This is a genomic window from Legionella norrlandica (assembly GCF_000770585.1).
Taxonomy (GTDB): domain Bacteria; phylum Pseudomonadota; class Gammaproteobacteria; order Legionellales; family Legionellaceae; genus Legionella; species Legionella norrlandica.
Map to the genome: position 1 here is coordinate 78,868 of NZ_JNCF01000002.1, position 15,467 is coordinate 94,334.

Sequence of the window (15,467 nt, forward strand, 5' to 3'; positions counted from 1 at the left end):
TTTATAATTCTTTAGGTGACCAAGCCTTCCTGCCCCAGGTCCAAATATAATCAATGTAAGAAGTTGTGGTTGTAAAAGCTGTCAAATAGATTAGGATATTGACTAAATCATAAGGGAATTTAAAGTAAGCTAATTGAAATAGGCATAGAGTGACCAAAGCTAATTGGAAGCCTGTATTGAGCTTGCTTAGGCGTGTCGGCTCGAAATCCAGCTTTCGTTGAATAAAATAATACCAAGCTAATACCCCCATGGATATGGTAAAATCTCGTAAAAAAACAAGAAGTACTAACCACCAAGGCAAAGAGTCTAATAGGGCTAGGGAGATAAAACTGGAGGCGACGAGGAGTTTGTCTGCAAGAGGATCCACAAAAGAACCAAAAAAGCTTTGCCAATGAAAATGTCTTGCTAGCCATCCATCCAAACCATCAGTTAATCCTGCTATGATAAAAATGTAAAATGCTTTAACGTATTCATGGTGGAATAAATACGTTAAAAATGGAACAATTAGAATTAATCGCAGCAATGTTAAAGTATTGGGAATATGTTTTAATATCATCTGTCGTACGATAATTTGTCCCCTCACATTTTTCATTAGCGGAGGAGGGATATAATATTATGCCAACAATACTCTATATATAGATCTCTTGCTTTAAATTGAGTCCACATTGCAGGCACGAGATCTAGTATTTGAGTGCTCAAATGGCGCATTGATCCTAAAGAAGCAGTTGACTTGCAGCGAGCAAGAGTATCGTGCTGTATTTAGGATTATAAGGTAGTTTATACAATACCACTGCCTCTGTCACGTTATTACGAAATCAAAATGAGTGATAGTTAGTTCTTATTACTGAGAGCATAATGGATTCGCTTGTTTTATCATGGTGCTGGTATTTGGATTTAAACACAAAGTGAATAGGGGTTGGTACTCCCAGTCCTCGTAAAGCATAAGATGTTGCTGCCAACTTAGAAGGCGAAGATCAATGGCTTTGTCTTTTGATAAATCCTGAAATACACTTTGTATTACTCCACGAACTACACTCCACAACTTTTTCTCAAGGATATGATAGTTGCTATTTAAACATTGAATCCAGTGATATAAATTATTTTTTAATGTTCCTTGAACAATAAGTGCCCTAAGATGGTTGAGATCTTTTGTGTAAATAGCGAGAGGCTCTGGGACATTTGGCTTTTGAATATCTTTAAATAATTCGTGATGGCATATTTGTAAGTGGCTTAGATTTTTTATCACTATTCCTTGAGGCATATTTTGTTCAAAGATAACTAAAACATTCTGCTGTTCTATTTTCAGAGCAACTCCATATTTCAGTAATAAATGAAATTGTCCAAATAATAATTTATAACAATATTGGGCAAAATAAGTCATAGGTTGTAGGCCGCTTGCCTGAATAATCTCAATAATTAATGGTACTTTGGTACAGGGTGATATAGCGAATAAACTTGATAATGGAACTGCGCGTTGCCCTTGTGTGATTAGGTGAATCGGATTTTGATGAAGACCAACAGCTAAATTTTTTTGTTCATGTTTTGGAGTATCTTGGGGTATATTAATATTCACTATATTTTTGCTTATGAACAAAGTATTTTTGTAATGGTTTGTTCGATCTAATAAAGAATCAACCCAGCCAGTAAGAGAGGCCATGTAATCCGAATAATCCTCCTGTTCCATAAAGGAAGAGTTTAAAGTGGTTTCTAACTTGAGGGTGTAAAGAGTAGAACTTTGAGGCATCATCATATTGTGTGTTAAAGAAGGAATTAGTGTTTGGTGATGAGGCAATAAGATAAGTGATTTATTATCAATTAATGGCGCAAAAGCAATTTGTAGTTGATTTCGCCATTGCCAGGGATGAACAGGGATTGGAAAATAATCATCAGGATTGAAATGACCAAATAGCAATTTTTCTCGCCAATACAAATATTCTATTGGGAATTCTTGTGCAATTAAGCGAATATAATCAATAAAATGCTTTGATTCGGCTTTTACTTTACTCAATGCACACCAATGCACACTAATTTTTGCCTGGAATTCGGGAGAGTTTTGGAGTACTTCTCTTCTTGTAAACCCCATTTTGGCTCGAAAGGCAGGATGATAGGGGTGCCCTACACATCCCCATTGCTCCAAAAATAACAAGGATTGATAGGATGATAGCTCATGATTTACCCAGTCCCAGAAATTGTTATATTGCGTCGCTTCATTTCGTAATTGGATATTCCAGTTTTGTTTGTAAGCTTGAGCTAAGGCTTCGTTGGCTATCGATTCATCCAACTCTTTTCTTATTTTATTCCATTGAAAGAACTGACTTTCTGGCATTGAGTTTTTTAATCTAATTTGTAACTGGTCAATAAAATCATGGATATGGTGACTAGCAATGGTTGAGCTAATTAATTTCTCGGCTAGAGCTGTTTGTTGTAGGCGTTCCAAGGTGTTTTTATGCGCTAGAGTGATAAAGTAATCAATGCTATTTTGTGGTAGCCCTATGCCAATTTCAAATAATAAAAAGCGTAATTGGTGACTAAGTTCATGAAAATTACCGTACGCTAGAGCCATTATTTTCTCCAAGAAAAATAAAATTGTATCGTTATATAAATATAAATGATAATCATTCTCATTTGCAAGCAATGTTATAATTCTATCCAGGATATCTGAAATCAATATATCTGAATAAAAATTTTTGTCTTTTTAAGTTAAATGGTACTATTTTCGGATTTGGTAATATGAATAAGTGATCGACATGAATTATAGACCTGATATCGATGGATTAAGGGCCATCGCAATTTTATTGGTCTTAATTTATCACGGCAGCCTCTCCCTATTCCCATCAGGATTTATTGGGGTTGACATATTTTTTGTTATATCGGGATTTCTTATCACCAGTATTATTGAGGAATCACTAAATCATAGTAATTTTTCATTTTTTGATTTTTATAATCGCAGATTATGGCGCTTACAGCCGGTTTTTATTTGTCTTATCTTAGTAACTACTGTATTAAGTATATTGTTTTTTTTGCCTAATGATTTAATAGAATTTAGTCGTAGCGCAAGAAAAACATCATTATTTATTTCTAATTTGTTTTTTAATAAAACAACTACAGGGTATTTTTCACCAGATGCTCACCAGCTTCCTTTATTACATACTTGGTCACTTTCAATAGAATGGCAATGCTATTTGATTTTACCGATCGCTATGTATAGTTTATACACGCTTCTGAATAAGAGGCAGATTAGGTATGTGATATATTCACTAGTGATTTTATTCTTGTTATTGTCTCTGTACTACTCACACAAAACTCCAGCTCAAACGTATTATCAATTTTCCAGTCGCATTTTTGAGTTTTTAATAGGCTCCTCCATTGCGTTGAGTCCTCGCACTGAATTTTCAATCAATAAATATGTTTTAGTATTTTTAGGTTCATGCGCATTATTTTTTATTTTTTACATAGCAACTCTCAATAATATTCTTCTTGGATATCCTAATTGGTATGCTTTGGGGGTGTGTATTGCAACTGCTATCCTGATTGCTTTAGGAAAAAACTATCCTTCACTTCTTATAATGAAGGTTCTTTCTTTTCGGCCATTAGTTTTTGTCGGCGTGTTATCTTATTCACTTTATATTTGGCATTGGGTTGTATTTTCACTTTTAAGATATCAAGGTATTGAAGAGCAATTTTGGATTTTGCTTGCTGCCTATGGGATTACTTTTGCTTTAGCTTATTTATCGTGGCGTTATGTTGAAAGACCAACCAAGCAATTCAAGCACATACCATTTCGCTACACTGTGGCTATTTTGTTATTGGTACCTATAGGTTTTTTTCATTTCACTTCTTATATCATTAAATCTCACTCAGGATATCCGCAACGATTTAATCAGGAACTGGTTATTGTTTATAAGCAATTGAAAAATTATGAAAATCGATACAGACCATTATGTATTAGTAATAATAAAATAGATAGTGATTCGAACTGCAGAATTGGAGTAAAAAATCAGCCTGTTAAGAAAGGCTTTATGATTGGAGATTCCTTTTCTAATCATTATTGGGGGTTTATGGATGTTTTGGGAAAAGCGGCTGGTGTTTCAATACTGGCCCAAGGAACCTCTTCTTGCCTTACTTTACCTGGTATATATCTTTATGATTGGTGGCATTTTAAAAACCAAGTATATCAAGAATGCCATGAGCAAACGGACAAATATTATCGCATGATTCAGAAGAATCATTACGATTACGTGATCATTGGTCAGATATGGGGCAATTATGCTTCTGCTAATATTATCAATCAGTTAGGCGATCAGTATTCTACTGAACTGACTAAAAAACGGTTGGAGGTTGCTTTGGATAGAGCGCTTAATATTATTGTGTCTTCTGGGGCAAAGCCTGTATTAATCAAGTCAACCGCAGTCGCACAAAAGAATTTACATAATTGCTTTTTTAAACATATCAAATTAAGACAAAATTATAATTCAGAACAATGTCACTTTATTTTAACCTTGTCCGATAATGAAGTTTGGTTAAACCAATTGTTTGTTAATATGCAAAAAAAATACCCTCAATTGATACTAATAGATCCTAAAGAAGTACAATGCCAGGGTATGATTTGCTATTCTGATTTAAATGGGATTCCTATATATCGGGATGAAGGGCATATTACGGATTATGCTTCTTATCAATTTGGTTATCTCTATTTGCAGAAGCTTGGAAATCCTTTAACTTAAAATCAAGGATTTTACTTATTTGTATCTTCTAGAAATTAAAATGGGGGCTTCGCTTTATATAGCGCTGGCCAATTAATTAAGAACTTTACTCTTCATTTTTCCGGTATAGCACAAGTGTATTGCCTATCATTTGTACTAATTCCGCATGTAATTGTTCACATAATTCCTGAGCCATTTCAATTCGGTCTTCCTTTTCGGCGCCATTAATTTTAACTTTAATTAATTCGTGAGCCAGCAAGGCCGTATTTGTTTCTGTCAGTACAGCTTCTGTTAATCCTTTAGCCCCCAAAAGTACGACGGGCTTTAAATGATGTGCTTTGGCTTTTAGCGATTGTTTTAAAGATGTGTCCATCTGTGATATTCCAGGTGATAAAATGGTAAATTATTGCACGTTTTTCTGGGAAAAGGTAGTAAAATTCTGTATTATAATAGGGAAAATTGCTTTATATAAATGAGTTATGAACCGTACTAAAAGTAGTAAACGTTGGCTGCAGGAACATTTTGATGACGTTTATGTAAAAAAAGCGCAGGCAGAAGGATACAGGAGCCGTGCTGTATACAAACTTAAAGAAGTTGATGATAAAGAATTTCTTATTAAACCGGGATGACTGTGGTAGATTTAGGAGCAGCTCCTGGTGGATGGACTCAATATGTTTCAGAAAAAATGAGAGGAAAAGGTCGTCTTGTCGCCTTAGATATCTTACCTATGGATGCTTTACCAAATGTTGAGTTTATTCTTGGGGATTTTCGCGAAGATCATGTACTGCAAGAATTAATTAATTTAATTCCTCAAAGGACGTTAGACTTGTTATTATCAGATATGGCCCCAAATATGAGTGGTAGCTCAGCAATAGATATTCCACGGGCTATGTATTTGGTAGAACTGGCATTTGATTTTGCTGAGAAAATGCTAAAACCAGGTGGTAATATGTTAGTTAAAGTGTTTCATGGTTCAGGTTTTGATGAATTAGTGAAACAGGCACGAGCATCTTTTGAAAAAGTGGTGATTCGCAAACCTTCTGCTTCTAGATCTCGTTCAAAAGAAACCTATTTGCTGGCAAAGGGTTATAATTTATAGTAGTTTTATATATATATATGGTGCAAAAACATTTAGTGGTTTTAAATACACAATTGGGCAAGAGCTGCTTTAGATCTCACAAAAAGTAACTAACGAGGTTAATACATTGAACGACATGGTTAAAAATTTATTCTTATGGCTGATAATAGCGATAGTTCTTGTCTCTGTTTTCAGTAATTTTGGTCCTCGTAACTCAGTTGCTGAGAAAATTTCTTATAGTCAATTTTTGCAAGAAGTCGATCAGGGGATGGTGAATTCTGTTACGATTGAGGACAACAAGATCATCAAAGGCGTAACCAAAAATAACAAGCGATTTGTTACTTATATGCCTATGCAGGATAATGCTTTGCTAGGCGAGCTTTTGAAAAGCAAGGTAGATGTCAGTGGGCAGGAAAAGCAACAAGAAAGTTTCCTCTTGCATTTGTTTATTAATTGGTTCCCGATGTTATTGCTAATAGGGGTATGGATATTTTTCATGCGCCAAATGCAAGGTGGTGGCGGTCGAGGCGCTATGTCTTTTGGCAGATCGAGGGCCCGATTATTAGGCGAGGATCAAGTTAAAGTAACCTTTGCTGATGTTGCTGGTGTTGATGAAGCTAAGGAAGAAGTTAAAGAACTTGTAGACTTTTTGCGTGACCCTACCAAATTCCAAAATTTGGGGGGACGTATTCCTCGTGGTGTTCTACTTGTTGGCTCTCCTGGAACTGGTAAAACATTATTGGCCAGAGCGGTTGCTGGAGAAGCAAAAGTACCATTCTTTACTATTTCAGGCTCTGATTTCGTTGAGATGTTTGTTGGGGTAGGTGCGTCTCGAGTGCGTGATATGTTCGAGCAAGCGAAAAAGCATGCTCCTTGTATTATTTTCATAGATGAAATTGATGCTGTTGGAAGACACCGAGGAGCTGGTCTTGGTGGTGGGCATGATGAGCGCGAACAAACGCTTAACCAATTGTTGGTAGAAATGGACGGGTTCGAAGGAAACGAAGGAGTCATTGTCGTTGCGGCCACCAACCGCCCAGATGTTCTGGATCCTGCACTTTTACGCCCAGGCCGCTTTGACCGTCAAGTGGTAGTTCCCTTACCTGATATTAGAGGTCGTGAACAAATATTAAAAGTTCATTTACAAAAAGTTCCAGTAGAGAGCCATGTCGATATCAAGGCAATTGCTCGCGGGACTCCAGGGTTTTCAGGCGCAGATTTGTCTAACCTTGTTAATGAAGCCGCGTTGTTTGCTGCCAGAGCAAATAAGCGTAAAGTTGGTATGATTGAACTTGATAAAGCAAAAGATAAAATCATGATGGGAGCGGAGCGACGTTCCATGGTGATGGATGATAATGAGAAAAAACTAACAGCTTATCATGAAGCGGGACATGCTATTGTGGGTTTGTCTGTCCCTGAGCACGATCCAGTTTATAAGGTATCAATCATTCCGCGGGGGCGAGCTTTGGGAGTTACTATGTTTTTACCTGAGCAGGATAGATATAGTCATAGTAAACGTCGTTTGGAAAGTCAGTTGTGCAGTTTATTTGGTGGACGAATTGCAGAGGAATTAATTTTTGGTCCTGAAAGTGTTACTACGGGGGCTTCCAATGATATTATGCGATCTACGGAGATTGCACGTAAAATGGTTACAACCTGGGGATTGTCAGCGTTGGGACCTCTTACCTTTGGAGAAGAGGAAGAAGAGATATTCTTAGGTCGTTCTGTGAATAAACACAAGGAAATGTCTGACAGGACTGCACAACAGATCGATGATGAGGTTCGGGCTATTATTGATAGGAACTATCAAAGAGCGAAGGAAATACTTGAGACCAATATAGATAAATTACATTTAATGGCTCAAAGCCTTATTAAATACGAAACTATTGATACCAATCAAATTCAGGAAATTATGTCTGGGAAAGAACCTACTCCTCCGGAAGATTGGGGATCAACGAAGCCAATAGAAAAGACTGGGCCAATTAATGATAAGTCAGTAAAACCAGTTAATGGTGAAACAATAGAAAAACCGGCTGAAGAGCATTAATCTTATCAGTGAGTAGTTAATCGAGAGAACCCAGTGAATTCTGAACAATTCCTTGGCTGGCTTGAGCGGAAAAGCCAGCTCAATTCCTCTAATATTTTCGAAAAACCATTGATTATGGGTGTGTTGAATGTTACTTCAGATTCTTTTTATGATGGTGGTAAATATTTGTCCATGGATCGAGCATGCGAGCATGCGCTTCAATTAATTGCTCATGGCGCTGATCTGATTGATATTGGAGGGGAGTCAACTAAGCCTGGAGCCATGCAAGTTCCTTTAGATGTTGAATTGTCAAGGGTAATCCCAGTCATAAAGCAGCTTCGAAAGGTTACTGACGTTTGTATTTCTGTGGATACTAATAAACCTGAGGTGATGGAGAGGGCAGTCGAAGCAGGTGCCAATATCATAAATGATATTTATGCCTTAAGAAAGGAAGGGGCTCTTGCAATGGCTGCGAAATTAGGTGTTCCTGTTTGTTTAATGCATATGCAAGGTGACCCCCAAAATATGCAAGACGATCCTTCCTATCCAGAAGGGATCATGACAAACTTATGTCATTTTTTTGAAGAGCGAATTGAGGCTTGTCAGAAGATTGGGCTTGATAAGAAAAAATTAATTCTTGATCCTGGATTTGGTTTTGGAAAGCGAGTGAAAGATAACCTAGAATTAATTTATCATCTGAATGAGTTGCATTCTTTTGGGTTACCAATTCTTTTAGGTGTTTCACGTAAAAGTACAATCGGCGTCATTTTAAATAAAGAAGTTGAACAACGTCTAATTGGAAGCATTACAGTGGGAATATATGCTGCTCTTAAGGGTGTAGCAATAATTAGAACGCACGATGTAGAAGAAACAAATCAAGCATTAACCATGGTTAATGCAATTTATCATACTAGTAATAATCCAATTTGATGGAATTTAGCAAACTGCCAGAATAATAAAAGATAGAATGATAAAAATAAGGTAGGTAAAGATGAGTCAACGTAAATATTTTGGTACTGATGGCATACGTGGCCACGTTGGATTATCAAATATTAACCCAGAATTTGTTTTGAAATTAGGGTGGGCTGTAGGTCGCGTTCTTGCAAATGGTGAGAGGAAAAAAGTAGTAATAGGCAAGGATACCAGGATATCTGGCTATATGTTGGAATCTGCTTTGGAGGCAGGATTATCTGCTGCAGGAGTTGATGTAGCACTATTAGGTCCTATGCCCACTCCAGGAATAGCCTATCTAACTCAAACGTTGAGGGCTAATGCTGGCATAGTGATTAGTGCTTCGCATAATTTGTTTGAGGATAATGGGATTAAGTTTTTTTCATCTGATGGAGGAAAAATTCCTGACAGTGTAGAACTTGCGATTGAGGCCCAATTAGAGCAGCAATTGCAAACAGTGTCTTCAGCCAAGCTAGGCAAAGCAACACGCATTAATGATGCAGCTGGTCGTTACATTGAGTTTTGCAAATCTACAATTCATTCCATGTCTCGATTATCCAATTTGAAAATTGTTGTCGATTGTGCCAATGGAGCAACTTATCATATTGCTCCTAATGTGTTTTCTGAATTAGGTGCTGATGTTATTCCTATGGGAGTCAAACCGGATGGGTTTAATATTAATCAAGATTGTGGCTCAACAGCACCTGAATTATTAAGAAAAAAAGTGATTAGCGTTGGAGCTGATATTGGTATTGGTTTGGATGGTGATGGTGATAGAGTTATTTTAGTAGATTCTAGAGGAAATCTTGTTGATGGCGATCAAATTATTTATATCATTGCAAAAGAGAGGCATCAACGAGGTGTGTTACACGGAGGAGTAGTCGGTACCTTAATGAGCAATTATGGCTTGGAGTTAGCAATTACCTCATTAGGAATACCATTTGAACGCTCTAAGGTGGGAGACAGATACGTTCTGGAAGCATTGAAAGAGAAAGATTGGAGGATAGGTGGGGAAACCTCTGGTCATATTGTATGTTTAGATAAGACGACAACAGGTGATGGTATTGTAGCTGCATTGCAAGTTCTTTCAATCATGGTGAAGCAGGATAAGGCACTACATGAGTTAACTGAAGAAATTCATTTATTCCCGCAAACACTGATTAATTTAAAAACAAATAATGCGGCACTATTAGCATCTAATCCCGAAATTATTCAGGCGGTTAAAAATTTAGAGAAAAGTTTGAATGGTGAAGGTCGAGTATTACTTAGACCATCTGGTACCGAACCATTATTGCGGATTATGGTAGAAGGAGCCAACGAAGAAGCAGTTAGACAACAGGCCAAATGTTGTGCGACTATATCGATCAAATTGATGAAAATTTAACTAATTCGTAATCTTCTTAACGAAGTTCGATTCAATGTAATAGGCCAGGTAGGGTTAGCAAAGATCAAAGTATTTGATTAAATCTAATAAGACCTGAAGGCCTTTATTACAGATAGACTATCCATTTAGAGAGGCAGAGTCGATTCTTTTTGTTCTATAATTATCTCTAATAGAAACACTATCTTTCAGGGGGATGATTATGCGAAACGTTATTCTATTTGAATCAGACTCGCATCAATTCATCTTGCTGAATGAAAGTGATCCTGGAGAAGAGAACGGCATTCGCTCCAATCAATATTTGATAAAACATCATGCCAATGGTATTTTACTTGATCCAGGCGGTTTTAATGTGATGCCACAAACGTTGTCGGAACTACTTCGTTATCTTAACCCAGATTCTACTCAGGCGATCATATTATCCCATCAGGATCCTGACATTGTAGCTGGAATTGCAACTTGGATGGAGTTAATTCAAGCCCCAATTTATATTTCACGGATCTGGATTCGATTTTTACCTCATTATGGTATTAAGGATACGAGCCGATTTTTCGGTGTTCCTGATGTTGGGATGGATTGTATATTTGAAAATGATTTTCATCTGAAGATCATTCCAGCGCATTTTTTGCACTCTGAAGGACAAATGAACGTGTATGATCCAGTTTCCAAAATATTATTTTCAGGAGATATAGGAGCTGCTTGTTTGCCTGATGATCAAGATTATGCATTTGTAGATGATTTTGAGAAACATTTACCATTTATCGAGTCCTTCCATCGACGCTATATGTGTGGTAACAAAGCTGCTAGAGCTTGGGTAAGCAATATCTCCAAATTAGATATTAATATGATTGCCCCTCAACATGGTCCAATTTATCGTGGTCAATCAGTGTGTGACTTCATTAACTGGTTTAAGAATCTTCGTTGTGGTATGGATTTGATGAGTTCTGGAGGGCATTTCAAAGAATAGGGTGGTACCATTATGCAAAAAACTCTTTATATCGATGTACTTAAATTAGACGACATACGTACTGAAGTACTGAAGCAATTTAGTACTTTGATGCAAATGCATACACGTTCTCATTATTTTATGAAAGCCGTTGAAAAATTAATTGATTCTACGTTAGTAGAAAGTCAATCTTTTTTACAAAAAATTCTCTGCCAACAGAAAGATGTGGAAGAAGTCAGGCTAATCACTAGCCTAATAAATCGCTATTATCAAATTGTCAATACTTTAAATTTATTGCGCGCTGAGGAAGAAAAAAGTCATTCTAGTAAAACTTTTTATACAAAAAGCGCTATGATTAGCTTTAATGACATTTCAGCTAATCTATCGCTAGCATTTGAAAATCTTGAGTATTTTTCAACGCATGATTCCATGACCAATTTACATAATCGCCGCTATTTTAATAATATATTGGATTATGAAATCTCTCGGTCTGAACGCCACCATCATGTATTTTCTGTGCTCCTAATTGATATGGATAATTTTAAACAGATCAATGATTCTTATGGCCACCCGTGTGGTGATCAGGTTTTAGTAAAAATTGCATCGGTTTTACATGCCAATGTACGTAAAGGGGATATGGTTTCACGTATTGGAGGCGATGAATTTGGTATTCTTTTACCAGAAACGGATCCAGTTGGGGCTGAAAAAGTTGCTTGGGCATTGAAAACGAGTGTGAGTAATACTCAGTTTGAGGATCTCCAAGGTGGACATTTTTATACCACTGTTTCAATTGGTATTGTGAATTTCCCTAAAGATGCCCATAATATTATAGACTTATTATCGGGTGTTGATATTGCACTCTATAGTGCAAAAAAACGAGGGAAAAATACGGTCTACGCCTTTAGTAAGCAATAATCTTTTCTTCCTGATTCTTTAATGTTCTTGTCATTAGGAGTAGGGAAAAATTACACGGCAATCGGACCAAAAAAGATCATAGTTCTGATTTGCATTGCAGGTAGACGTTTGATCGAGGCAGGCTCAAAGGGGAAGAAGACTTTTTTAAAAAGTCTTGTTTCTTCCCTGTGCTTACTTCGATCTTGCTATCCTGCTGGCTACACTACACTCATTTGAGCCTTCTTATGACTAACTCTGACTCTCATGTCTTGGTCCGATTCCCGTGTCCTTATAGTCAATTATTTACAGATAGCATAGAATGCGTCATGCTCTCTGCTTCTTCAAGTAATTTGCTGGATCTTGTATTGAAAAAGCAGGGTCTTTTTGTATATTCGTATTCTTCTTGTCCTTTTAGCTTGCCAATTAACATTCTGAAGAAATCCTCTAGACATTCCCATATTTTTATCAAGCCTCTGTGCCGCTTTAAAGGGTCGTATCGCGGATCTTTAGTGATGAGTGGAATTTGCTCTTGATTTGCTTCTTTTGAGCCAGATTGTTCTATTGATAGTTTTATTGAAACAAGCGAATGAGCTGCTTGAAGGAATAATTCAGCTTCAATTGGGTATTCTGTTTTTAATTTCAGATATTGCAGCTGAAATTTCTGTAACTCCACGGGCCAGTTATTCAGTTCTAGCTCTATGTCAGCAAGCTCTTTCTCAATAATGGGGAGTGCTGGTTTTAAAACTAATAGCTTGTTAAGGTCTTGTTTTGGATCAAGGCATAGTCGCATGTAGGCCTGTATGACAGATAAATCATTCTTTTTAGCCTGTAACTCAAACAAGATGTCCTTTAAGAGCTGAAGTGCTTTAAGAACTAAAGTGTCAAAGAGAGACGAAGCTGTAATTGATTCATACACATTCTTGTACCAGAGCTGGATCTCCTCGGAATGTTGTTTTAGACACTCAGTGATTTGTGAGTGCAAAATATCCAGTTTCTTCTCATAAATCTGAGATGGTGATAGTGAAGAAACTGGGTCTGAATTGGGATTTCTACTGGGATGCGATGAACTTGAAAATATTTGTGGATTGGCGTTTCCAGAAGTCGGAGCTTTCTTAGAAAGGTGATCAATTAACAGTGTGCTTGGTTGCTCTACTACCCCTCCAATTGGCAAACCTTCTTCAGAGGGCGTATTGATTGGATTGATCTCAATGGGATTTTTGACTTCATCAAGTAAAGTTATCATGAAGTCTTCTTCTGATTCGGACGACTTATGGATGTCTAATGGTTTCACATTTTGCGGTATTGGTGTATTAAATATCTGTTGGTTGCCTGGTTCTGATGAAACCTTAGTTGATGAATCTTTATAGGGTTTCTCAGAAGTAATTTCCTTAAGCTGAGTAGATGTCCGATCAACCAGTGATACATTTTCAGTTGGAGTAGGGCGGGTTGGAAGAGATTCCCCCTGAAGAGGGGTATTTTTATTAATGCCATCCCTTGTAGAATCCGGAGCAATTTCATGAGGTATATTTTCTTCTAACTGTTCAGTAGGAGCTTTTAACGGATTAGTTGAGATGGAAGGCGCGCTGGGTTCTAAGGATAAATCAGACCCATTCTGTGGGGGCAGTAATGAATCTTTAGGGGAAAGAGGCTTTTGGATTACTTCCTCTCGTTGAACAATCTCCATTTCTGGTGTTAACGTTTTTAATGGTGGTTGTATTAGCATCGTTGCAGGTATTTCCTCCACTATAACTCTATTTTGTTGCGCTTCAACAGAGGGTCCGGTATCTACTTCTTTCCCAATTTTAGGTGGTAACAATTGATTTAATTCTGTCACGAGAAATTGGATTTGATTTTCAATATTGGATAACTTATTTTGGATCGAATCCAGCTCTTCTATTTTTAATGGCTGGTTGGAGGGTAATCGCAATTGTTCAATAAGAGTTTTTATTTCATTTGTCGTTTGTCCTTGTTTTCTAAGAAGAAGATCAATTTGCTTGGTTGCTTCTAAATAGGATTGACATAAATCAATTTGTTTTTTTAAGTAACCTTTCTGTCGATCATCATCGGCTTCAGATTCGTTCGCTTTTTCAGCCTCTTGCAAAGTTGGTAATTGCTCATTTATGAATTTATGTTCATTTAATTGAGCTATTTCCTTGCTTAGAGAACATATTTCTTGCAATTTCTCAAACGCCCGTGCTTTTTTCTCTCTTTGTTCAGTAACTTGAGGCATATTACTGAGCAGGGACAAATAAAAATCAGCGGGAGAAGATTCTGCAGAGAGTTCAGTAGATAAAGAATAGGTTGGTATGCTGTTTATCAGGGTAATAGCGTCAGCAACTAACTGTTTGGGAGCTTGTATAACGTCTTCATTAATTGGGCTTTCAGGTAAGGCTTTGCTTAATAATCCTTGCTGTTTTATAAATTCTGAATGCTTTATTGTTAATTCTTTCTGTCGATCTAATAACTTTAAGAACTGAACAGAATCTTTAAGTATTTGTTGCTCTTCATTATACTTCGGATTTGAATACCAAGATACCCAAGCAGATGGGTTAAGATTAGAGAGCAATCCATCAATTTTATTCTCATATTCTTGTATTAATTCAGAAGTGTTTTGTCTTTCTAGAAATTGTTTAGTTAAATCTTCCTTTAAATTTTTTGCAAGAACATAAGTAGTCACTTCATCTTCAATACGTTTTAGTTCTAAATCTAACTCTTCGATTTGCTTTTTTAATTCAGTTTCTTTTTGAGTTATATCCGATGCTGATAATTGTTGAGCAAATCGTCTTTGCAGATCATCCCATTTTTCAGTGATGCGGGTTAATTTTTTTGTTTCAGTTTCAACAACAGATAAGATCTCTTGCAATCGATCACCATCATTTTCTTCAGGACATTGGATATCTAATTCAGACAGCTCTTTTTTTATGGTATCAAACTGACTCTTTAGCAAGACTAACTTGAATTTTGCTCGTTGGGTGTCAATTGTTTCAATGGTTCTGCTAAGGTAATCATAATACTCTGATACTACTCCCTTCTGTTTTTCTCCATATTTTGGCAAGTCATAGGAAGGTATTGACAGATTTCTTTTAGGTAGGCTTTCATTGACTCCTTGTTCAATTTCCTTATATAAAGGAGCTATTTCGCTAGTAGATTGTTCGATTGCTTTAGTTAATTCAGAAATCTCCTTTTGAAGATCTGAGCTTTTTTTCATCAAAGTTTCAATATTTTGCTTTTTCTCTTTATGCTTTTCTAATTCTGCTGTCAAACTAGAATGCTCTTCAATTTGTTGTTTTAGCGACAATAAGAGAGCAAACTGGGATTTCAATTCTTGTGGAATGCCATTTTCTGTTAGCGGTGTTGAGCTAAATAGTTGCTTTAAATTTAAGAGATTAATTGGCGGAGTTAGAGTAGAGATTTCATTCATTAAATGCAGTATGACTTCTTTCATAGTAAACCCTCCTGGTTAAGTCATATAGGATTCTATCCAAATC

10 protein-coding genes and 1 pseudogene are annotated in these 15,467 nt (G+C 36.6%); 7 read left to right on the forward strand and 4 right to left on the reverse strand.

Annotated elements, in window-relative coordinates; all coding sequences use genetic code 11:
* Position 1: 1 nt before the first annotated feature.
* The gene (locus OK13_RS00925; protein WP_035886640.1) at positions 2-556 is read right to left on the reverse strand and encodes a CDP-alcohol phosphatidyltransferase family protein; all 555 of its coding nucleotides are present in this window, start codon (positions 554-556) and stop codon (positions 2-4) included.
* A gap of 285 nt (positions 557-841) precedes the next feature.
* Positions 842-2,563, reverse strand: a complete 1,722-nt coding sequence (locus tag OK13_RS00930; RefSeq protein ID WP_035886648.1) for an IucA/IucC family protein — start codon at positions 2,561-2,563, stop codon at positions 842-844.
* Between the two features lie 184 nt (positions 2,564-2,747).
* Here OK13_RS00930 and OK13_RS00935 point away from each other — a divergent pair, with 184 nt between their 5' ends.
* Positions 2,748-4,724, forward strand: coding sequence for an acyltransferase family protein (locus tag OK13_RS00935; RefSeq protein WP_035886656.1), 1,977 nt, complete (start codon positions 2,748-2,750; stop codon positions 4,722-4,724).
* A gap of 85 nt (positions 4,725-4,809) precedes the next feature.
* Here the strand turns inward: OK13_RS00935 and yhbY are convergent, their stop codons facing one another.
* Positions 4,810-5,076 (reverse strand): ribosome assembly RNA-binding protein YhbY, encoded by a 267-nt coding sequence (yhbY, locus tag OK13_RS00940; RefSeq protein ID WP_035886658.1) that lies wholly within the window; start codon positions 5,074-5,076, stop codon positions 4,810-4,812.
* Positions 5,077-5,182: 106 nt separating this feature from the next.
* Between yhbY and rlmE the strand changes: the two are divergent.
* The 6 genes and pseudogenes from rlmE (at position 5,183) to OK13_RS00970 (ending at position 12,000) form a co-directional block, all read left to right on the forward strand.
* Positions 5,183-5,802, forward strand: a pseudogene (gene rlmE / locus OK13_RS00945) (23S rRNA (uridine(2552)-2'-O)-methyltransferase RlmE).
* Between the two features lie 115 nt (positions 5,803-5,917).
* The gene (ftsH, locus tag OK13_RS00950; RefSeq protein ID WP_035886660.1) at positions 5,918-7,828 is read left to right on the forward strand and encodes an ATP-dependent zinc metalloprotease FtsH; all 1,911 of its coding nucleotides are present in this window, start codon (positions 5,918-5,920) and stop codon (positions 7,826-7,828) included.
* Between the two features lie 33 nt (positions 7,829-7,861).
* Positions 7,862-8,737 (forward strand): dihydropteroate synthase, encoded by an 876-nt coding sequence (gene folP, locus OK13_RS00955; RefSeq protein WP_035886662.1) that lies wholly within the window; start codon positions 7,862-7,864, stop codon positions 8,735-8,737.
* A gap of 61 nt (positions 8,738-8,798) precedes the next feature.
* Positions 8,799-10,142 (forward strand): phosphoglucosamine mutase, encoded by a 1,344-nt coding sequence (gene glmM, locus OK13_RS00960; RefSeq protein ID WP_052117508.1) that lies wholly within the window; start codon positions 8,799-8,801, stop codon positions 10,140-10,142.
* Positions 10,143-10,341: 199 nt separating this feature from the next.
* Positions 10,342-11,106 carry an oxygen-binding di-iron domain-containing protein gene (locus OK13_RS00965; protein ID WP_035886664.1) on the forward strand — a complete coding sequence of 255 codons (765 nt, stop codon included), beginning with the start codon at positions 10,342-10,344 and terminating at the stop codon, positions 11,104-11,106.
* Positions 11,107-11,118: 12 nt separating this feature from the next.
* On the forward strand, positions 11,119-12,000 hold the full coding sequence (locus tag OK13_RS00970; RefSeq protein ID WP_035886667.1) for a GGDEF domain-containing protein: 882 nt from the start codon (positions 11,119-11,121) through the stop codon (positions 11,998-12,000).
* A gap of 274 nt (positions 12,001-12,274) precedes the next feature.
* On the opposite strand, the gene OK13_RS00975 is transcribed toward OK13_RS00970, so the two are convergent.
* Positions 12,275-15,424, reverse strand: coding sequence for a hypothetical protein (locus OK13_RS00975; protein ID WP_035886669.1), 3,150 nt, complete (start codon positions 15,422-15,424; stop codon positions 12,275-12,277).
* Between the last annotated feature and the right edge of the window lie 43 nt (positions 15,425-15,467).

What these genes read in the sequence shown, in the direction of transcription:
- OK13_RS00925 (WP_035886640.1), bottom strand. Translation starts at nt 556, where the DNA reads ATGATATTAAAACATATTCCCAATACTTTAACATTGCTGCGATTAATT.
- OK13_RS00930 (WP_035886648.1), bottom strand. Translation starts at nt 2,563, where the DNA reads ATGGCTCTAGCGTACGGTAATTTTCATGAACTTAGTCACCAATTACGC.
- OK13_RS00935 (WP_035886656.1), top strand. Translation starts at nt 2,748, where the DNA reads ATGAATTATAGACCTGATATCGATGGATTAAGGGCCATCGCAATTTTA.
- yhbY (WP_035886658.1), bottom strand. Translation starts at nt 5,076, where the DNA reads ATGGACACATCTTTAAAACAATCGCTAAAAGCCAAAGCACATCATTTA.
- ftsH (WP_035886660.1), top strand. Translation starts at nt 5,918, where the DNA reads ATGGTTAAAAATTTATTCTTATGGCTGATAATAGCGATAGTTCTTGTC.
- glmM (WP_052117508.1), top strand. Translation starts at nt 8,799, where the DNA reads ATGAGTCAACGTAAATATTTTGGTACTGATGGCATACGTGGCCACGTT.
- OK13_RS00965 (WP_035886664.1), top strand. Translation starts at nt 10,342, where the DNA reads ATGCGAAACGTTATTCTATTTGAATCAGACTCGCATCAATTCATCTTG.
- OK13_RS00970 (WP_035886667.1), top strand. Translation starts at nt 11,119, where the DNA reads ATGCAAAAAACTCTTTATATCGATGTACTTAAATTAGACGACATACGT.
- OK13_RS00975 (WP_035886669.1), bottom strand. Translation starts at nt 15,424, where the DNA reads ATGAAAGAAGTCATACTGCATTTAATGAATGAAATCTCTACTCTAACT.